This is a genomic window from Frankia sp. AgB1.9, from assembly GCF_016786355.1.
Taxonomy (GTDB): Bacteria; Actinomycetota; Actinomycetes; order Frankiales; family Frankiaceae; genus Pseudofrankia.
This window is the reverse complement of sequence record NZ_JADWYX010000030.1, coordinates 1-20,052: the sequence shown is the minus strand read 5'-3', so window position 1 is coordinate 20,052 and position 20,052 is coordinate 1. Positions and strand designations below refer to the sequence as shown.

General features: G+C 71.7%; 15 protein-coding genes and 1 pseudogene. 7 read left to right on the top strand and 9 right to left on the bottom strand.

What is annotated here, in order from left to right; genetic code table 11:
* The first annotated feature begins 276 nt into the window (after positions 1–276).
* From I6A60_RS14030 to I6A60_RS14010, 5 genes are read left to right on the top strand one after another with little or no spacing between them, the layout of a single operon-like run.
* Entirely contained in the window at positions 277–3,195 is a 2,919-nt protein-coding gene (locus tag I6A60_RS14030; RefSeq protein WP_203022774.1) for a branched-chain amino acid ABC transporter permease/ATP-binding protein, read from the top strand.
* Positions 3,192–3,947: an ABC transporter ATP-binding protein gene (locus tag I6A60_RS14025; protein ID WP_203022775.1), complete on the top strand. Its 756-nt coding sequence runs from the start codon at positions 3,192–3,194 to the stop codon at positions 3,945–3,947. Before I6A60_RS14030 ends, I6A60_RS14025 begins: the two co-directional genes overlap by 4 nt.
* 32 nt (positions 3,948–3,979) lie before the next feature.
* Positions 3,980–4,900 carry a TIGR03619 family F420-dependent LLM class oxidoreductase gene (locus I6A60_RS14020; RefSeq protein WP_203022776.1) on the top strand — a complete coding sequence of 307 codons (921 nt, stop codon included), beginning with the start codon at positions 3,980–3,982 and terminating at the stop codon, positions 4,898–4,900.
* 47 nt (positions 4,901–4,947) lie between these two features.
* Positions 4,948–6,036 carry an ImmA/IrrE family metallo-endopeptidase gene (locus tag I6A60_RS14015; protein ID WP_203022777.1) on the top strand — a complete coding sequence of 363 codons (1,089 nt, stop codon included), beginning with the start codon at positions 4,948–4,950 and terminating at the stop codon, positions 6,034–6,036.
* A gap of 3 nt (positions 6,037–6,039) precedes the next feature.
* Positions 6,040–6,582, top strand: coding sequence for a hypothetical protein (locus tag I6A60_RS14010; RefSeq protein ID WP_203022778.1), 543 nt, complete (start codon positions 6,040–6,042; stop codon positions 6,580–6,582).
* 50 nt (positions 6,583–6,632) lie between these two features.
* Here the strand turns inward: I6A60_RS14010 and I6A60_RS14005 are convergent, their stop codons facing one another.
* Positions 6,633–7,289 carry a GntR family transcriptional regulator gene (locus I6A60_RS14005; protein ID WP_013426530.1) on the bottom strand — a complete coding sequence of 219 codons (657 nt, stop codon included), beginning with the start codon at positions 7,287–7,289 and terminating at the stop codon, positions 6,633–6,635.
* A 370-nt stretch (positions 7,290–7,659) separates the two neighbouring features.
* Here I6A60_RS14005 and I6A60_RS43995 point away from each other — a divergent pair, with 370 nt between their 5' ends.
* Positions 7,660–10,146 carry an acyl-CoA dehydrogenase gene (locus I6A60_RS43995; RefSeq protein ID WP_203022779.1) on the top strand — a complete coding sequence of 829 codons (2,487 nt, stop codon included), beginning with the start codon at positions 7,660–7,662 and terminating at the stop codon, positions 10,144–10,146.
* A 47-nt stretch (positions 10,147–10,193) separates the two neighbouring features.
* Here I6A60_RS43995 and I6A60_RS13995 read toward each other — a convergent pair whose 3' ends face one another.
* From I6A60_RS13995 to I6A60_RS13960, 8 genes are all read right to left on the bottom strand, one after another.
* Positions 10,194–10,697 carry a hypothetical protein gene (locus tag I6A60_RS13995; RefSeq protein ID WP_203022780.1) on the bottom strand — a complete coding sequence of 168 codons (504 nt, stop codon included), beginning with the start codon at positions 10,695–10,697 and terminating at the stop codon, positions 10,194–10,196.
* Positions 10,698–10,927: 230 nt separating this feature from the next.
* On the bottom strand, positions 10,928–11,464 hold the full coding sequence (locus tag I6A60_RS13990) for a hypothetical protein (RefSeq protein ID WP_203022781.1): 537 nt from the start codon (positions 11,462–11,464) through the stop codon (positions 10,928–10,930).
* A complete protein-coding gene (locus I6A60_RS13985) occupies positions 11,465–12,754 on the bottom strand; it encodes a hypothetical protein (RefSeq protein ID WP_203022782.1) in 1,290 nt (429 codons plus the stop codon).
* A 197-nt stretch (positions 12,755–12,951) separates the two neighbouring features.
* A complete protein-coding gene (locus tag I6A60_RS13980) occupies positions 12,952–13,710 on the bottom strand; it encodes a sugar phosphate isomerase/epimerase (protein ID WP_203022783.1) in 759 nt (252 codons plus the stop codon).
* Positions 13,711–13,747: 37 nt separating this feature from the next.
* On the bottom strand, positions 13,748–14,482 hold the full coding sequence (locus I6A60_RS13975) for an SDR family oxidoreductase (protein WP_203022784.1): 735 nt from the start codon (positions 14,480–14,482) through the stop codon (positions 13,748–13,750).
* Positions 14,483–14,628: 146 nt separating this feature from the next.
* A complete protein-coding gene (locus tag I6A60_RS13970) occupies positions 14,629–15,828 on the bottom strand; it encodes a cytochrome P450 (protein WP_203022785.1) in 1,200 nt (399 codons plus the stop codon).
* 366 nt (positions 15,829–16,194) lie between these two features.
* Positions 16,195–17,274, bottom strand: a complete 1,080-nt coding sequence (locus I6A60_RS13965; RefSeq protein WP_203022786.1) for a dihydrodipicolinate reductase — start codon at positions 17,272–17,274, stop codon at positions 16,195–16,197.
* The gene (locus tag I6A60_RS13960) at positions 17,271–18,899 is read right to left on the bottom strand and encodes an OB-fold domain-containing protein (RefSeq protein ID WP_203022787.1); all 1,629 of its coding nucleotides are present in this window, start codon (positions 18,897–18,899) and stop codon (positions 17,271–17,273) included. The genes I6A60_RS13965 and I6A60_RS13960 overlap by 4 nt, the downstream gene beginning before the upstream one ends.
* A 373-nt stretch (positions 18,900–19,272) precedes the next feature.
* Here I6A60_RS13960 and I6A60_RS13955 point away from each other — a divergent pair.
* A pseudogene (locus tag I6A60_RS13955) lies at positions 19,273–19,926 on the top strand (TetR/AcrR family transcriptional regulator); the annotation flags it as partial.
* Positions 19,927–20,052 lie beyond the last annotated feature (126 nt).

Below are 20,052 nucleotides of genomic sequence, written 5' to 3'. Positions count from 1 at the left end.
CGCTTACTTATCAACACTAACGACCAGAACGGCGCTGTGCCTCGTTCCTGGCCTGCGCCTATCCCCCGTTTGCGCAGGTCATGGCTACTGCGGCGACCAGCGGCGCCTGACCGGCGTTGACGTTCCCAGGGCCGAGCGTGTATTCACTAGCCACGGGCCGCGCCGCTGTGACGCTCGACACATGGTGTCACGAAACGCCCGAAAGCGCGGCACCCCCGCCCGCCCACTCCGTCATCCGGGCACCAGGTGGCCGTTGGACGACGTCGGGAGATCCGGATGAGTCATCTCGCCTCGCTTCTGCTCGGGCTCGGGAACGGCGCGGTCTTCGCCGCTCTCGCGCTCGCCCTAGTGCTGACCTACCGCAGCTCAGGAGTGATCAACTTCGCGACCGGCGCGATCGCGCTGTACGTCGCCTACACCTACGCGGACCTGCGTGACGGGCAGTTACTCGTCCCGATTCCCGGGTTACCGACCACCGTCGGGCTGGGAACCGACTCCCTCGGTTTCTTCCCGGCGGCGCTGGGGGCGCTCCTCATCGGCGCCTTGTTGGGCGCACTGCTCTACGCGGTGGTGTTCCGCAAACTCCTGGACGCGCCACCGCTGGCGAAAGCCGTCGCCTCCCTCGGCGTCCTGGTGGTCATCCAGTCCGTCATGGTCATCCGCGTCGGCGTCGCCCCCGTCAGCGTCGAGGCGATCTTCCCCGCCGACCGGTGGAAGCTCGGCTCCCTGCTGGTCCTGTCCGACCGCTTCTACCTCGCCGTCGCCGTCATCGTGCTGACGCTGGTACTCACCGCGGTCTTCCGCTTCACCCGCTTCGGCCTGCTCACCAGGGCCACGGCCTCCTCGCAGACGGGCGCCTACGTCTCCGGCGTCTCCGCGAACCGCGTCGCACTGACAAACTGGATGATCAGCTGCGCGGTGGCGGGCGCCGCCGGCATCCTGATCGCGCCGGTCAGCCCCCTGGCGCCGACGACGTACACCCTGTTCGTCGTCCCCGCCCTCGCCGCGGCCGTCGTCGGCGGGTTCCAGAACCTCGTCCCGGCCGTCATCGCCGGACTCGTGATCGGCATGGTCCAGGCCGAGGCGCTCTCGCTGGCCGCCCAGCACTCCTGGATGCCCAGGACCGGCTCCGCCGAGTTGGTGCCACTGATCGTCATCGTGGTCGCGCTGCTGGCGACCGGGCGGGCGATGCCGGTCCGCGGCGGCCTCGTCCGCCAGTCCCTCGGCCTCGCGCCCCGGCCACGCGCACTCACCCTGCCGACCATCACCGGCACCGTGATCGGCGTGCTGGCGCTGCTGCTCACCCACGGCTCCTGGCGGGCCGCCGTGATCGGCACGTTCATCGCCGCGATCATCGGGCTGTCGCTCGTCGTCGTGACCGGCTACGCGGGCCAGGTCTCGCTCGCCCAGCTCGCGCTCGCCGGGGCGGGCGCGTTCCTGCTCTCGGGCCTCACCCAGAGCTGGCACGTCCCGTTCCCGTTCGCGCCGCTGCTCGCCGCCCTCGGCGCCACCGTGCTCGGCGTCGTCATCGGCCTGCCCGCCCTACGGCTGCGCGGCCTGACGCTAGGCGTCGTCACGCTCGCCCTCGCCTACGCCATCGAGGCCGTCTGGTTCCGCAACACCCAGATCGTCTCCACCGAGGGCGGCAAGGTCACCCAGCCGAAGATCTTCGGCCTCGACCTCCAGATCGGCTCCGGGCACGCGTTCCCCCGGCTCGCGTTCGGGCTGCTCGTGCTCGTCGTCCTGGTCGCGGTGGCGTTCGGCGTCGCCAGGCTGCGGATGAGCGCACTCGGCTCCGCGATGCTCGCCGTCCGCGCGAACGAACGCTCCGCCGCCGGCATCGGCATCAACGTCGTGCGGATCAAGGTGATCAGCTTCGCCATCGGGTCGTTCATCGCGGGCCTCGGCGGCGCGCTGCTGGCCTACCGGTTCGGGGTCGTCACCTTCGACTCGTACTCCGCCGTCGGCGGTCTGTCCCTGCTGACCGTCGCCTACCTCGCCGGCGTCACCTCGGTCTGGGGCGGCGTCAACGCCGGCATCCTGTCCAGCAGCGGCATCATCTTCATCGCCATGGACCGCTGGGTCCACCTCGGCACCTGGTTCTCCGTCATCACCGGCATCGGCCTGTTGGCGGCCATCGTCGGGCACCCCGAGGGCATCGCGAGCGACGGCCACAAGCTCGCCGCGCGCCTCACCGGCTGGCTCGGGAAGCTGCACCCCGCCTCGGCGCACCCGGCGGGGCTGCCGGCACTGGCCGGCGCCGCCCCGTCGGGCGGCCCAGCGGTCGCCGTGCCGTCGTCGGGGGAGTCCGCGGTGGACGTGCCGGCACAGGCAGTCTCGGCGTCCTCCCCGGGCGCGGAGGCCGGTGCCCCGCGCACACCGCGGTCCGAGGTCCTGGAGGTCGCGGGACTCACCGTGCGCTACGGCGGCGTCGTCGCCGTCGACGACGTCCGGCTGCGGGTCGAGCCCGGCAAGATCGTCGGTCTGATCGGCCCGAACGGCGCCGGCAAGACCAGCGCCCTCGACGCGATCACCGGCTTCGCCCGCGCCACCGGCACGGTCACCCTCGGCGGAAAGCGGATCGACGGCCTGCCGCCGCACGCCCGCGTGCACCGCGGCCTGGCCCGGACCTTCCAGTCCCTGGAGCTCTACGACGAGCTGACCGTCGAGGAGAACGTCTCCGCCGCGCTCACCGGCGTGCGCGGGGCCGAACGCCACCGGCGGCTGCACACCGCGCTGGAGCTCACCGGCATCACCGACCGGGCCGGCCGCAACGCCGGCGAGCTCAGCCAGGGCGAACGCCAGCTCGTCTCCATCGCCCGCGCCTGCGCGAACAACCCGGGCGTCCTCCTGCTCGACGAACCGGCCGCCGGCCTCGACAACACCGAGTCCGCCTGGCTCGGCGAACGCATCCGCGGCATCGCCGCCAACGGCACCGGCGTCCTGCTCGTCGACCACGACGTCGCCCTCGTCCTCGGCGTCTGCGACCACATCTACGTCCTGGAGTTCGGCAAGCTCATCGCCGAAGGCGACCCCGCCGCGATCCGCGCCAACCGCGCCGTCGCCGACGCCTACCTCGGCAACACCCACACGGCCGAGCCCCCGGCGGCACAGCCGACGGACCCGCCGGACGCGCAGACGGACATAGAGCCGGCCGGCGAGCCGACCCACGAGACTCCGGCGGTGACGGCATGACAACGGCCCTCGACCCGACCACGACCGAGACCGCCACCGCGCGGCTGGAATGCGTCGCCCTCACCGGCGGGCGCGGCACGGCGACGGCGTTCCGCGACGTCGACCTGGCCCTCGCGCCCGGCCGGGTGCTCGCCCTGCTGGGCCCGAACGGCGCCGGCAAGACCACGATGCTGCTCACGCTCGCAGGCCTGCTGCCACCGCGGTCCGGCGCGATCCTCGTCGACGGCACCAGGCTGCGGGCGGGCCGGCCGGCGACGGCGAACCGGGCCGGGATCGTGCTCGTCCCGGACAACCGCTCGCTGTTCACCACCCTGTCCGTCGAGGAGAACCTGAAGGTCGCGGCCCGGCGCGGCGGACCGAAGCCCCGGGACATGCTGGAGATCTTCCCCGCGCTCGCCGACCGGTGGAGGCTCGCGGCCGGGGCCCTGTCCGGCGGCGAGCAGCAGATGCTCGCGATGGCCCGGGCTCTCATCCAGCAGCCTCGGGTGCTGCTCATCGACGAGCTCAGCCTCGGCCTCGCCCCGCTCATCGTCGAAAGCCTCTTCCAGGCCGTCCGGCGGATCGCCGCCGACCACGGCTGCGCCGTCGTGCTCGTCGAGCAGTACGCGAAACTCGCGATCGCCGCCGCCGACGACGTCGTCGTGCTCTCCCGCGGCCGCATCGTGCTGCGCGGACCGGCCAGCGAGCTCGGCGACCAGGTCGACCGCCTGGAGACGCTCTACTTCGACACGGCGACGCCGACCGAGGCCTGACCGGGACTCTGAGACACCCGACTGGGGAGAGCGTGAAGCTGTCATTCCCGATGCCGCACCTGGTCCGGCTCAAGGCCAACCACCAGCCGTGGGAAGCCGCGGTGACGGGCGCGGACCAGACCCGCCTGGCGAAATGGGCCGACAAGCTCGGCTACGCGATGATCAGCGTTCCGGAGCACCACATCATCCCGAGCGCGCACGTCGAGCTCTCCGGCGCGCACTATCTGAGCGCCTACCCGAGCATGGCCTACTTCGCCGGGGCCACCGAGACGATCCGGGTCAACTCCTGCATCGCCATCCTGCCGGTGCAGCACCCGATCGTGGCCGCGAAATCCCTGGCCTCGATCGACTGGCTGTCCGGCGGCCGGGTCACCGTCACCTTCGGCGTCGGCTGGCTGGAGGACGAGTTCAACCTGCTCGGCGTGCCCTTCCACGAGCGCGGCGCCCGCAGCGAGGAGTACATCCAGGCGATTCTCGAGCTGTGGACGAAGGACTCCCCCGAGTTCACGGGCCGGTTCGTGTCCTTCAAGGACGTCGCGTTCGAGCCGAAACCGGTCCAGAAGCCGCACCCACCCGTCTGGTTCGGCGGCGACGCGCCCGCCGTCCTGCGCCGCGCCGCCCGCTACGCCAGCGGCTGGTGGCCGTTCCTCACCAGGCCCGAGGACATCCCCTCGAAGATCGACTACATCAGGTCCCAGCCGGACTACAACGGGGCGCTGACCGACATCTTCTACGGCCTCGGCACCGCTCGCGTCGGCGAGGGACACACCGTCCAGAAGGACCCGCACGCCCGCCCCGGCATGACCAAGGACGAGCTCATCGACCGCCTGGGCTGGTTCCAGGAGCTGGGCGTCACCATGAGCGCCGTTCCCCTACCCAGCCTGGCGAGCATCGAGGAGTATTTCGACTACGCCCAGTGGGTGGCCGAGGAGATCATGCCCGCCGTCGCCTGACCGACTCCTCGTTGGGATTTTCCCAACCGATCTAGTAGCATCGGGGCATGCAACGCATCGGCGCGCGGGCGCTGGAGCAGATCCAGCGGGTCCACCCGGGTTCCCTGCAACGGGACCTCGCGGTGGCCATCGACATGACACCAGACGCGTTCTCCCGTGCCCTGAACGACAAGCGCGCCTTCTCCTCGCTGGAGCTGGCCCGGCTGGCCGACCTCCTGGGCGCCGACATCCACTGGCTGATCACCGGTGAGCCCGACCCCTACCGGATCGTGGTCGCGGCCCGTCATGAGTTCGACCACGCGACGAAGCGGCGGGATGTGCCCGGCCGCGAAACCGACGACCAGGCCCTGCGCGACATCGCCCTCGCCTACCGGCAGACCGATCCGAACCCGCGAGCGGCGGGTGCCCTTCCCGGCAGTCCTGATGCCGTCCGCGCCGCGCTGGGTGACGATTTCGTGCGCCCGTTCGCCGACCGGCTGGAACACCGGCTCGGGGTCGACGTCGTGCGGGTGGCCGACCTGTCCACCGCCTACTCGATCGTCGTCGGCGGGCGGCGGGTGATCGCGCTGCCCGCGACCGGCAACTGGTTCTGGGAGAACTGGTCGCTGGCCCACGAGCTGGGCCACCTCGTGCTGGGCCACCATGACGAGCCGATCACCGAGGCCGAACGGGATCCGCGCGAGGCCGCCGCAAACGGATTCGCCGCCGACCTGCTCCTGCCCAAGGACACGCTGGCCGCCGTCGACTGGGACCAGATCGACGTGGCCGGCCTGGCCGATCTCGTCTGGCGCTGGGGAGTCTCCACGGACGCGCTCGCCCGCAGGATTGCCGCCGTGACCGGATACCTGCCCGAGCTGGTCAGGACGTGGGCCGCGCAGCCCACCCAACGCCTGCTGCGCCGGCACCGGCCGGGCGACGGCTGCGTCGACGAGATCACGGCCAGGATGGACGCCGCGGCCCAGCGCCGGTTCCCCCGCGCCCTCCAGGAGGAGCATCTCGAACGGATCGCGGCCGGCGCGCTGGGTAAGGGGACGCTGGCCTGGATGCTCGGCATCGACCCCGACTCGCTGGAGGTCGACACCCCCGCGGTCCCCGAGGTCCCCATCGACGATCTCGCCAGGGCTCTGGGCCTCTAGCCGGTGGCCGTCCTCCTGTTCCCGGACAACACCGTTCTGATCAACTTCGCGGTCATCGACAGTATGGACCTGCTCGGCCGGCTGGCGAACGACAATGGCCGGTGGTGTCCGACCGTCGCCGCCGAATGCGCGGCCTCCGGACGTCTGCCCGACCTCGGTGCGCTCGCCCACGCGAGGGCAATCTTCGGCGCGCCGCTGTCTCCCACCCCCGCGGAGCTGCGGGAGGCCCAGCTCCTGCGGGCCCAGCTGGCGAAACCGGGTGACCACCCACACAAGCACCTGGGTGAGGCCGAGACCGTCGCCATCATGACCCGACGCGACGTCGACGGCTTCTTCGTCACCGATGACAACGAAGCCGCACGGCTGGCGACCCGGCACGGCATCCCGGTGGTCCGCACCTGGCAGCTGCTCCGACTCACGGTCAGGGCAGGCTGGGCCGACGCGGACACTGTCTGGAGCTATGTCCAGCTCCTGCGGGCTCGCCAGCGCGGCGGACCGCCGGGCGTCACCGACCGGCCGTCGTTCGACAAGTGGCTACAGTCCTGACAGAACGTTGGCTGCGGTCCTGCGCGGGTGCACGGTTAGCGGGTGTGTCGCTAGAGGACGCCGCGAGCGGTGAGCTCGGAGATGACGCGCTCGCCGGCGACGCGGAAATCGGCGGTCCGCTGGCGGGCGGCGCCATCGCCGTCGCCCGCGATGATCAGGGCCAGCACCCGTTCCTGCTCGGCGATGATCTCTTCGCGGGTCAGCCCGCTCTCGACGCGGAAGACCCACGGCAGGAAGCCCGCGAACGCGCGCAGCTCGGCCCGGAGCCGCCTGGAGCCGCCGGCCCGGTGCTGCGTACGCAGGATCTCCGGAACGATCTCGCCGATTCGGTCGATCGAGCCGGCGGACCTCAGCTCCTCCACCAGCCGCTCCAGCTCCGCGACCACGGCAGGGTCCCGCCGCGCCGCGAGCCGCGCCACCGCGACCCCGCTGAGCAGGCCCATGACCTCGAAGTCGTCCATCACCGACTCGGCGTCGAACGGCTCGACGAACACCCCTCGGTGGTGGCGGATCGAGACGATCCCGTCCCGTTCCAGCATGACCAGGCCCTCCCGGACCGGGCTGCGGGACAGGCCGAGGGTCTCGCCGACCTCGACGAGGTCGACGCGCTGGCCGGAACGCAGCCGTCCCTCGAAGATCTCCTCCATCAGGTAGTCGACGACGGCGTTGCTCGCCTTCGCGAGCTTGACGGTTCTACTGGGCGACACGGCGGCGGTCCTAGGGCGATCGGCCGGAACCGGCGCTTGCGCGCCTTCGGCCACTCCGCCTGGTTCGGGCGCTGAGCGCCCTCTCCTGTGTGGTTCTCGGCTGGGGCGGCAGATGCGGGTGGGCGCTGGTCCAGGGTTCGGATCTTGGTTACGTCTCGTCTTCAACCCCTCAGTGGAACTGCGCTGTTGCGCCTGACGAGGTGGTGTGAGGTCTGAGGGCAACAAGTGTACGGGGCAGGATCTTGACGGGGTCGTGGCCGAGGCCGGGGAGCAACCTCACCCATGACCTGGGTCTGGATGCTTAGATGAGGTAAGTGAATTATGAATCAAAGTTGACGGGCAAGCGCCCCCGAGTCGGAGCGTCACGCACATGCTGATCGAGCTGAGCCCTGACCAGGAGATCCTCCGGGACACCACCGCGCGCTACCTGGACCGCGAGGTGCCACCGGAGGTGCTGCGCCAGCTGCGCGACGACGCCGACGGGTACCGCCCCGGCTACTGGAGCGCCGGCGCGGAGCTCGGCTGGACCGCGCTGCTCGTCGACGACGAGCTCGGCGGCGGCAGCGTCAGTGGCGCGCCGCTGGTCGACCTCAGCCTGATCGCCTACGAGTTCGGCCTGCACGCGGCCCCCGGCCCGCTGATCGGCACGAACCTCGTCGCCGCCGCGCTTTCGACGGCGATCACCGCTGGCGGCGCGGACCCCAGCCTCACCGAGGCCCTCGATGCGCTGCTCGCCGGCGAGGCCACGGGTGCCTGGGCGCTCGCCGAGCCGCCCCCGCACGACGCCTACGGCACGGTGACGCTCACCGTCCGGGCCGACGGCGACGACGTGGTGCTCGACGGGGTGAAGCGTCCGGTCGAGGGTGCCGCGCTGGCCGGCTACCTGCTGGTCACCGGGCGCACCGGCGACGGGCTCACCCAGGTGCTCGTCCCGACCGACGCCGCCGGCCTGACCATCGCGCCGATGCAGACCGTCGAGCTGACCCGCCGGTACTCGCTGGTCACCTTCGCCGGCGTCCGGCTGCCCCGTGCGGCGGTCGTCGGCGAGCTGGGCGGGGCCGACGAGGCCGTCCGCCGCCAGCTCCAGCTGGCGCTCGTCATCCTCGCCGCCGAGTCCGTGGGCACGATGCAGAAGGCCTTCGACATGACCGTCGCGTGGGCCTTCGACCGCTACTCGTTCGGCCGCCCGCTGGCGAGCTACCAGGAGATCAAGCACCGGTTCGCCGACATGAAGCTGTGGCTGGAGGCCTCCCACGCCGCCGCAGACGCGGCCGCGGCGGCCGTCGACGCCGGCCTGCCGGAGGCCGACGAGCTGGTCAGCGTCGCCAAGGCGCTGACCGGCAAGTACGGCTCCGAGCTGATCCAGGACTGCATCCAGATCCACGGCGGCATCGGCGTGACCTTCGAGCACGACCTGCACCTCTACCTGCGCCGGCACACGGTCAACCGGTCCCTGTTCGGCCTGCCGGAGGAGCACCAGCGCCGGATCACCGACTTCGTCGTCGCCCAGGCCAGCGCGCAGGCCGCGCAGTTGCGGGCAGCGGAGCTGGAGCCGGCCGAGGTGTCGGCACCGGCCGGCCCGGTGGCCGTCGAGCGCCCCGCCGGCGCCGAGCTGGAGGACGTCGAGAGCTTCCGCGAGCGCGCGAGGGCCTGGATCCGGTCGAACCTCAAGCCGGACCACCGGTTCCGGTCCCTGCGAATCCTGAAGACCGACGAGGAGGAGCTGGCCGAGGTCGCCCGCAGCCGCGAGGTGCAGAGGATGTTCTTCGACGCGGGCTTCGCCGGCATCACGTTCCCCAGGGAGTACGGCGGCGCGGGCCTCACCGACGCGCACCAGGAGGCCTGGAACATCGAGATCGCCGGCTTCGAGTACCCGCGTGTCCTCCAGGTACCGACGCTGGTGCCGTGCGCCGCGACGATCCTCGAGTTCGGCACCCACGAGCAGAAGCTGCGCCACCTGCCGGCGATCCTGCGCGGCGACGAGATCTGGATCCAGTTCCTGTCCGAGCCGTCCGGCGGCTCCGACGTGGCCGGCGCGCTGATGTCCGCCGTCCGCGAGGGCGACGAGTGGCTGCTGAACGGTTCCAAGGTCTGGAGCACCGGTGCCTGGTGGTCGGACTGGGCGCTGTGCCTGGCCCGCACCAACTGGGACGTGCCCAAGCACCGGGGCCTCTCGGTCTTCATGCTGCCGGTGCACCAGGACGGCCTGGAGATCAACCGGATCGAGATGCTGAACGGGTCGAGGGAGTTCTGCCAGGAGTTCCTGACCGACGTCCGGGTGCCGGACAGCGAGCGCCTCGGCGAGGTCGACGGCGGCTGGACCGTCGGTACCCGCTGGATGATGCACGAGCGGATGGCCGGCAACTCGCCGCTCGCGACGCACCCCCGCCGGTCGCAGCGGTCGGGCGAGACCTTCGCCGTGCCACTCGTCGCGATCGCCGAGGGGGTCGGCAAGCTGGACGACCCGCGGGTCCGTGAGCTGATCGGCGAGATGCGGATGCTCGCCGTCACCATGGAACGGCTTGGCCAGCGGCTCGGCGCCGGGATGGCGAGCGGCAGGATGCACCCGCAGTCGTCGGCCATCGGCCGGCTGATCTCCGGCATCGCCGGCGTCCGCCGCGACACCATCGCCTACGAGATCGCCGGCGCCACGGCCGCCGCGTGGACCGACGAGGACGGCGCCGCCGGCGGCAAGGGCCTGGACTTCCTGATCCGGCAGGTCTCCGAGCTGGGCGGCGGGACCACCGAGATCGCCCGCAACGTCATCAGCGAGCGGGTCCTCGGCATGCCCCGCGAGGCCGCCCCCGACCACGGGGTCGCCTTCCGCGACGTCCCCCGCGGCGCCCGCTCGCGCTGAGCGGGCTGGCTGACGTCGGGCCGATCGCGACCTGAGGCGGGCCCGGCTCAGGTCGCCGCGGGCGGCGGGTGGTCGACGGGCAGCCCCGCGAGCAGGTCCGCGAGGACCCTTTCGGGGCCCACCGGCTCGAAGTGGACACGCTCGTCGTCCACCCAGGTCGTCAGCCACAGGCCCGCCGGGCCGGCGTCGAGCCAGCTGGTCTCGCCGCCGGCCACGGTCTCCGGGTCGGGGCAGAAGAAGGAACGGACCGTGTAGGCCGCGCGGGTGGCGGCGAGCGCGTGGGCGACGGCGTCCGCGGCGAGGGCCGAGGTCTCCTCGGCCAGGACGGCACAGGCGGCCGCGTGACCGTCGGTCTCGAGCGCCGCCTCGGCCCGCCCGGCCGTGGTCACCGAGACGATTGCCGCGGCCAGCGGCTCGACGGCCGCACCGCCAGGTAGTCGCGGCGCGGACGCCTCGTGCAGCCGGGCCCGCGCGGCGAGGCGAACGACGAGCTCGTCCGGTCCCAGCGCGCTGAACCCGTAGGACGGGCCCGCCGCCGCGCGGCACTCCACCGCCGCGCGCGGCGTGGCGCACCACACGGTCGGCGACGAGCGCGCCCCCCACCAGGCCGGCGAGCACCCACGCCGGCGGCCCGACGGGCGTCATGTCAGCCTGGGCCGGCTCGTCCACGGGCGGGTTGACGTGCGGGAGCCGGCCGGGCGCGAGGCCGAGCAGGTCGCACAGGGCGAGCAGGTGCGCGTAGCCGACCGTCAGGCTCCTGGGCCGCACGGTTCGCGCCGGCTCAGCGGTCGCCGGTGCAGCGCAGCACCAGCACGTCCGTCGTGGCCGAGAGGAACGCCTCGCAGCTCCACGACCCCTTCGCCAGCGTCTGCCGCAGGCCCTGGCTTGTCAGCCACGAGGCGCCCGTGGGCACCTGGCCGACCAGCTGAGGCGACAGCGCGGGCAGGGTGGCCGGAGCCAGGCCCGGTGCCTTCCGCAGGGTCGCCGCGGTGTCCGGGTCCAGCGCGACGACCGCGTCGATCCAGTACGTGCTCGGGCCGGGGACCCGGTCGTCGCCGTAGGTGCCCGACTCCCAGTGCGCGGCCGTCGGCCTGCCCAGGGCCGGGAACCGGCGCAGCAACGGATCGAGGTCCGACCGGATCGGCCCGTCGGCCGGGTTGCGTCGCGCGGTGGGCAGCATCGTGGTTCCTTCCCGGCGGCTGTCCAGCGGGGTGGACGAGGGTGACGAGGGCGCGGCGCAGGCCGTCAGGCAGCCGGCGGCCACGGCGCCGGTCAGCACGACGCCGGTGAGGATCACCCGCCACGGCGCGCGGCTCATTCACCGCACCAGGTCGGACGGGGACGTGCTCCTGGGCACCGTCGCCGACGTGTCCCGCGGCGCGGTGACCGGGCTTCCAGGACGCTGCCGGTCCGGGTCATCGGGCAGCGGCGCGGAATGCCCCGGGTCCCCGAGGGTCCACGTGACCGTCCGGACCAGCGTGCCGTGCGTGTCGAACGAGTGCGCCCAGCCGAGCTGCTCGAACCGCCCGTTCTCGTCATCGGGCGCCCCGGTGGCGATGTCCTGCGCGTTGTGGTTGAAGTTCCAGCGGTCCTCCTCGTGGACGGTCACGGTCATGGTGACCTGATCACCGTCGACCCGGACGTCGGCACTGTCCCACACCGTGTAGCCACCGAGGGTCTTCTGCCAGTTCTCGGTCACCGGGTAGGGCTGGGCCTCCACCGCCGTGCCGGTGATCGAGAAGGACGTCAGCCCGCTGTCGTGGATGAGCTGGTCGGCCGCCGCCCGGCTGTTCGCGATCTGGTCGTCGACCGCAGTCCGGATCGAGGCGTCCTGGCGGTAGCCCTTGTCGAGGTCGACGGTCATCGGAGAGCCGTCGCCGTGCAGGTAGTGGTCGTACATCCTGGTGGCATCGGCCAGGTCGGGCCGCAGGAGCTGGGCCCCACGCAGCTTCGCCTCCCACTTGGCCCGGCTCTTGTAGTCGGCGAAGGAGGGCTTCGCCTTGGGGTCGTACGGGAAGTCGTCGTCGAAGGGCCCGATCGGCGGGCGGGTCGCCGGGCCGATCGTGAAGGCGGGGCCGCCGCCCGGGGCCTGCCACTTCATCCCGGGAAGCGTCGGCGACGGCGCGGCGGCGGACCCCGAGCCGGACCGCCCGTGCAGCAGCTCCTCGACGAGCCGCGATCCGACGCCCAGGGCGATGCCGCCGGAACCGAGGCCCGCGTCATGGAGGAACGCCTCGCCGACGTCGTGGAGGAAGCCCTTCCAGCCGCCCGCCCGGCCCAGCGGGTCCCGCAGGAGCTGCTCCAGCGGCCAGGTCGTGCCGGGCACCCCGTCGGCCGCGTCGAACGCGCGCCAGACCCGGGCGACGAACCCTGCGTCGGACTCCAGGCTGTGGGCCAGCCGTGGCAGCCCGCCCTCCCCGGTGACGACGTCGGTGAGCCGGCCCAGGAGCTCACCGATGTTGATCCCGAAACCCGTCAACAGGGTCAGGCTGTTCTCGGCGAGCTGCGTGGCAAGCGAGATCGCGAGGGCCCGCACCTCGTCGGCGTCCCGCCCGGCCTCTCCGGCGAGATGGACCATCTCGTCACGGTCGACGAGGATTCGCACCATGATCAAATTCTCGTTTCCGAGCACCGGAGCGCGCCCAACGCGAACCTGAGGCACGTCCGGCCTCGCCAGGACGGGACCGGCCGCGCGCCAACGGCGACATCATCCCCGCGCCGAACACTCCGTGCATATGGGCCACGCAGCCACTTTCCATCCTCCCCGTGGCCACCCCGGTGGTCCCACGAGAACGTCCCTTCTGGTCAGCGCCAGTAGCGGGCGGTGGAGTCGTAGGCCCTGCGGGCGAACTCGGGAACCGGGAGCTGACGCAACTCGGCGTTGAGGACCTCCACGCTCACCAGGCCGTCGAAGCCCCGCTCCAGCAGGGTCGTCGCGAAGCGGTCCAGGTCGAGCTCGCCGTCGCCCGGCATGACGCGACGGTGCAGCGTCTCCGAGGTGGGGCTGCCGACCGGTGGTGGTGCGTCGTCGAACTGGAGGTAGGCGATCTCGTCCAGTGGGATCGCCGCGAGCTCCGCCCAGGTGCTGGCGCCGCGGCAGAAGTGCCAGGTGTCTATCAGCACCCCCGCCCGGCCGGGGCCGGCCGCCGCCACGACGTCACGGGCTGCCGTGATCGTCGGCACGAAGCCGAGCGGGCTGAACTCGACCGCCAGCCCCGAACCGGCCTCGGCGAGGATCTCGGCGCAGCGGCGGATCAGCGGCGCGGACCGCGCGTCCAGCTTCACCCGGAAGGCGGCCAGCACCCAGCGGGCGCCGATGGTCGCGGCGGCCCGGGCCAGCTCGCCCGCCTGGCGGAGGGTGGTCTCCTCGTCCTCGGCGACAAGAAGCGCCAGCAGCTCGTGGCAGCGAAGGCCGGCGGTCGCGAGCGACCGTGCGCAGTCGGCGTCGGCGTACGCGGCGGCGATGCCGACGGAGGTGAACCCGGCGCCGGCCGCGGCGGCCACCAGCCCGGGAGTGTCGATGTCCCAGCGGGAGTCCGGAGTCAGCGCGATCTCGACGGTCATCCGCGCCCCGGTCTCCTCTCGTCGTACGGGCTCACGGTCAGGCCCGCGGCATCACAGTCACCGACGGGACCGTCCCGCCGCAACGCAGCACGCTGTCCAGAACGCGCAGCAGCTCCTCTACGTCGAGCAGGGCGCCGCTCTGGTAGCCCCGGCTGACCCACACCGGCCTGACCTCGGCCAGGTAGTCCCAGTCCCAGTCGGTCGGGAACCCGCTGACCGCGTCGCCCTCGCCGCCGGCGCAGTCGCCGACGACGACCCGGGTGAAGCCGACGTCCGGGTGCTCGGCGCGGTAGGCCTCGACCAGCTTGTCGAGCGCGGCCTTGCTCACCGCGTAGGCGCCGAACCCGGGCCAGACCGGGGTCAGCGAGGCGCTGATCGAGGACAGGTAGGCCGCCGTGCCGCCGGTGGCCTTCAGATACGGGAGCGCTGCGGCGGTGAGGAGCGCCGCCCCGGTGACGTTGGTGTCGAAGGCGCGCCGCCAGGTGGCCGCGTCGATCTTCTCGATCGGGGACAGCGGGCCGATGCCGGCGCTGTAGACGACGGCGTCGATGCCGCCCAGCCCCGTCGCGGCCTCCTCGACCGCCGCCTGGCAGCTCGCCTCGTCGGTGACGTCGCAGGCGATCGCGAGCGTGCCGGGGCCGGCCTCCTTCGCCGCGTCCACTAACCGCTCGCGCCGACGGGCCAGCAGCGCGACCTGGTCGCCGCGGCGGCCCAGGTCGACTCCGATGCATCGGCCGAGTCCGCTCGAGGCGCCGACCACCACGATCTTCATGGGTTTCCTTCCGACCGCGAGCCGCGCCTGCCCAGCGAGCCGGCGGGCACTTCCACCGCAAAATGGATTAATGATTCATACCGCCGATGCCCGGAAATGGCCACCGCCGTTCGGGCCGAAAACGATCACCTGCACCAGGGGCTGGGCTAGAGAAGGAAGGGCAGCTCCGCGTAGCCGCGGACGGTACTGGTGTGCAGCCGCACCGCATTGTCGTGATCGACCTGCCAGGTCGGGAAGCGGCGCAGCGTCTCCTCGATGGCGATCCGCCCCTCCAGCCGGGCCAGGCCCGCGCCGAGGCAGAAGTGGATGCCATGGCCGAACGTGACGTGGCTGTCGAACCTGCGGTGGATGTCGAACTTGTCGGCGTTCGGGTACTTGCGCTCGTCACGGCCAGCGGAACCGGTGAGCAGCAGCACCTTCGACCGAGCCGGGATCTCGACGTCGTGGATCACGACGTCGCGGGTGGTGGTGCGGCCCTGGACCGGCGACGGCGGTTCGTAGCGCAGCAGCTCCTCGACCGCGTTCGGGATCAGCGACGCGTCGGCGGCGAGCTCGGCGCGCTGGCCGGGGTTGGCCGCGAGCACCACACCGAACCAGCCGAGCAGCCGGGCGACGGTCTCGGTGCCGGCGCTGACGATCTCGTTCGTCACGGCCGCGGCCTGCTCGGTGGACAGCCGGCGCGGCCCGTCCTCGGTGGCGACCTCGGCCTCGGCGAGGCCGGTGATCATGTCGTCGCGGGGCGTCTTGCGGCGGGCGTCGATCTGCTCGCGGAAGTAGCCGTTCAGCCGGCCGACGGCCTCCCGGGCGACGTCGTTGACCATGCCGGCGCTCTCGTCATGGTGGAACGTCAGGTCGATCAGCTGGCGAACGTGCTCGCGGTCGGCCGGGTCGACGCCGATCAGCTCGGAGATGACCTTCGACGGCAGCTGCGCGGCGAAGTCCTGCACGTAGTCGAAGCCGGACCCGCCGACCTGGGGGTCGAGCATCTCGGCGCACAGGTCCCTGATGGCGCCTTCGAGGCGCGCGACCCGGCGCGGGGTGAACGCGCGCGAGACCAGGGTGCGCAGCGTGTTGTGCAGCGGCGGGTCGGTGAAGATCATGAACGCGGGCGGCATCGGCTCCGCCGTCATGATCTCCAGCACGGTGCCGTAGGCGGAGCTGTAGGTCGCGGCGTCGCGGTGCGCCTCGTCGATGTCGGCGTGCCGGGAGTAGGCGTAGAAGCCGTGGCGCTCGTTGCGGTAGACCGGCGACTCGTCCCGCAGCCGCTGCCAGATGGGGTACGGGTCGGTGTCGATCACCTTGTCGAACGGGTCCCAGTACAGGTCGGCCTCGGCCAGCTGGCTCATGTCAGTCCTCGCATCGGAGTCGCGCGGGAAGTCGGCGGGATCGTTCGCGCCTCGCGGCCTTCGCTCCACCCGTAGAGAACGCGCACCCTGCAGCGAGGGAATCACATTCCCGATCCAGAGACGAGGCGTTCGGCCGGAACCGGGCGCGGAGCGCCCTGCGGCCTCTCCGCCGGTTCGGGCGCTGAGCGCCCTCCCCAACGTGGGTCGAGGGCGGGATGAAAGTGCGGGGGTGGGCGTGTGTCCAGGGCCGGGCCCTTGGTCGCGTCACGTTCGCGGCGTGCCGTCACTGGGTCCACAGGCGCCGCCGGGCGCCGGGCGGCCGAGATGGCTGAGCGGCCCGCGGGAGACGCGGGCCGCTGCGCCCCCTTATACGAGATCGGTGCCGATGATGAACGGCAGGTCGAGGGTGGTGCGGATGCCGGGGGCCGCGGCGACGAGGGCCGCGACGGCGTTGACGGCACGGTTGGCGGTGAAGTTGGGGGACGTCTCCGCCATCTTCTCCAGCGGCACCGTGAAGGTCAGCGAGACGTCCATCGGGGAGTCGCCCTCCACGATGATCCGCCAGCCACTGTCCTGGAGGTCATCCCAGGCGGGCTCGATCTGCTTGGTGCAGTACCAGTTGGCGTGGAACTCGAGGAACGACTTCCCGCCTCGCATGCCGACCACGCTGACGCGCTGCGCGGCGATCGAGCCCTTCGGCAGCAGACCGGCGGCGATCTCGATGTCGTCCGCGGCTGCCGCCAGCTCGCCGCCGCTGACGAACTCGTCGATCGGCATCCCGAGGGCGTCCGCGAGCAGCGACAGCGACGGGCCGAACGCCCCGGCCAGGTACTCGGCGCGGACGGCGTCGAACGGGCCGATCGGCTTCCCGTAGCCCATGACGTCGAACAGCAGACCAGGCGAGTCCCGCTTCGACATGTCGGCGTACTCGTTGATGACGATCCGGTCGAGCCGGCGCTGGATTGACGAGAGCACGAGCGGCACGGCCTCGGAGATGAACCCCGGGCTGCTGCCGGTCGAGTGGACTGAGGTGCCGCCCTCGGCACAGGCCTTCTCGATCTGGGCCCGCAGCCCGGGCTCGATGCTGTCCGGCCGGTGGAACTCGCCACGGGTGGTGACGATGTTGGCGCCGGAGGCGAGGATCCTGGCGACCTCGTCGCCGTCGAAGTACCGCGGCATGTAGAGCACGCAGTCGGCGCCGAGCGCGAGGATCTCGGTGACGTCCCTGGTCGCCGCGACCCCGGTGGTCACGTCGAGCCCGGCGAGCTCGCCGGCGTCCTTGCCCGCCTTGGCGTCGTCATAGACGTACAGGCCGACCAGCTCAAGGCGCGGGTGGTTGATCACGTGCATGAGTGACCGGGTACCGATGTTGCCGGTCGCCCACTGCACGATCCGTAACGGGGCGCCGGTCGGCCGGGATTCGGACAAGGTGGCCTCCGATGTCATGAGTCTGCCCTCCGTAGCAGGAACACGCCGCCGGGCGCGCCGCCCCCGGTGGAGACGACGGCGGTACGGGCCTGGGCGACCTGGCGGTCGCCGGCCTCGTGGCGCAGTTGCTTGATCGCTTCATGGACGAAGCCGAAACCGTGCAGCCGGCCCTCGGAGAGCTGGCCACCGTGCGGGTTGAGCGGCAGGTCGCCGTCGAGCGCGATCCGCCGGCCCTTGTCGAGCCAGTCCTGTGCCTCGCCGAAGCCGCAGAAACCGAGCGCCTCCAGCCAGGAGATCGCGTTGAACGTGAACCCGTCGTAGAGGCAGGCGAGGTCGACGTCGGCCGGGGTCAGGTCGGTCCTGGTCCACAGGTGCTTGGCCGGGCCCATGACCAGGGGCTCGTGGGTCATCGTGTCCTGGTCCCAGGAGACCCGTTCGAGGATCTGGGTTCCGACGGCCTCGACCTTGATCGCCGGGTGCGGCAGGTCGTCCGCTACGTCGGCGGCCGAGACGATCACTGCGACGGCGCCGTCGCAGGGGACGTCGCAGTCGTAGAGGCCGAACGGCGTCGAGACGAGCCGGGCCGAGAGGTAGTCGTCCAGCGTCATCGGCGCGCGGTAGATCGCGTCCGGGTTGCGCCCGGCGTTCGCCCGGCCGTTGAGGGCGATCGCGGCGAGCATCTCCCGGTCGGCGCCGTAGCGGTGCATGTACTGGCTGGCCTGCATGGCGATCCAGCTGGCCGCCGACATGGCGCCGAACGGGTGGCGCCACTCGCTGTTGAGGCCGGTGACCCGGCTGGGCATCCCGCCGAGGCGCAGCTCGCGGTAGGTCGACTCCCAGACCGTGCGGAAGCACAGCACGTGGCGGCACAGGCCGGCGGAGACCGCGAGCATGGCCTGTGCGATGGCGCCGGCCTGGCCCGGCAGGTCGCCGCCGCCGTTGATCCAGGTCGGGTGGATGCGCAGCGCCTCCTCGACCGAGGCGACGCCACCCTCGCTCATGCCCATCGGGGCCATGCCCGGGTACGTCGAGAGGCCGTCGATGTCCTCGACCGTCAGGCCCGCGTCCGCGATCGCGTTCAGGCAGGCCTCGGTCGTCAGCGACAGCGGGTCGACCATCAGGCGACGGCCGATCTTCGAGCGGCCGATCCCGGACAGGACCACGTCGTGCTCGAAGCGGCGGGACGACAGCGGCGGCCGGGGGGCCGGCAGGTTCGGCTCGCCGACCAGGTCGCGGGTCTCGTCCGGCTCGCCGGTCGGGCTGAACACCGGCAGCCAGACGTCCTCGTGGTGCTCGAAGCTCACCTGGACCCGCTGGCCGATGTGGACCTCGGCCGGCTCGACGCCCACGATGTTCGTCGTCAGCCGGACGTCGTCGCTCTCGTCGATCGTCACGACGGCGATCACGTACGGCGGGGCCATGTCCGGCAGCCACTGCTGGATGTTGACCGTGAAGCCGACGACCGTGGCCCGGCCGGAGACCTCGCGCGGCGCCCAGGCGGAGCTACGGCACTTCGGGCAGACCGGCACCGGCGGGTGCACCAGCGTGCCGCAGTCGTCACAGCCCTGGATACGCAGCTTCCCGTCGGCACCTGACGTCCAGAACCACTCGCTGGCCGGGGTCAGCGCGGGGAGAGGCCGCATCGCAGCTCCTTGTCGCTTCGTGGGTGACCGCGCGGTCGGTCGCCGGGCGACCAGGGCCTGGTCCGTCGCCGCGCTGGGACCTGGCAGGGCCCGCTGCCTGCGACGGAACGGGCTCCTTGTCGCCCAGTGAGTCGTACCACGGTTTCTACGTCGACGTCGAAATACGCTGGCGACGGAGACCGACCGTCCCGGCCCAATCACATAGCACCGACGATGACTGCCAGTACACTCGGTGCGGGTGACCCTACTCACTGAACACCGATCCAACGGGCCACACCGTGCAGTCACGCAGCGTAAGAATTTCGTGGCGCGAGGGGCATCGGGTGAGCCGTCACCCAACGTCACCTCGATCTCCGGTGAACAGGAGCAGGCATTGGCGACGGTGGTGCCGGTCGACCGGGACAAGCCCAACGGGCCCCGCTCACGCAAGGGCGCGGCGACCAGGGCCCGGCTGCTGGAGGCTGCGAAGGCTGTCTTCGAGGAGGACGGCTTCCTGGAGGCGCGGATCTCGGACATCGCCGAGCGCGCGGGCCTCTCCCACGGCTCCTTCTACCACTACTTCGACTCGAAGGAGCAGATCTTCCGCGAGGTCGCCATGGCCCTCTCGGACCTGTTGCACGCGCCGCTGAGCACGATCATCTTCGACCCTGCCTCGATCGCGTCCCCACAGGACAGGATCCACGCCGGCAACCGCCGTTTCCTGGAGAGCTACCGGCAGGAAGCCCGGATCATCGGCGTGATCGAGCAGGTCTCCCGCTATGACGCGCTGCTGAACACCATCCGGTTCGAGCATCAGCAGCGCGACCGGGACCGGATCTCGAACTCGATCGCCCAGCTCCAGCAGCGCGGCCGGGTCGACCCCACCCTCAACCCGACGGTCGCCGCCTCGGCGCTCGGCGCGATGGTCACCCGGTTCGCCGAGATGTGGCTCGTCCAGGGCCTGTTCGACACGGACTTCGAGGAGGGCGTCGAGCAGCTCACCCGGCTGTTCCTCAACGCCCTGGGCCTACGCCACAAGCCGGCCGGCCTGGAGGGTGGGTCGTCCGGAAGGACGCTTGGGCCGCCCCCCGCCCCCCAGGCTCGTATACACATCTCCGAGCCCCCGAGCCCGGCAGAAATGGGGGGTGGGGGGGGGGGGGGGGTGAAAAATGGG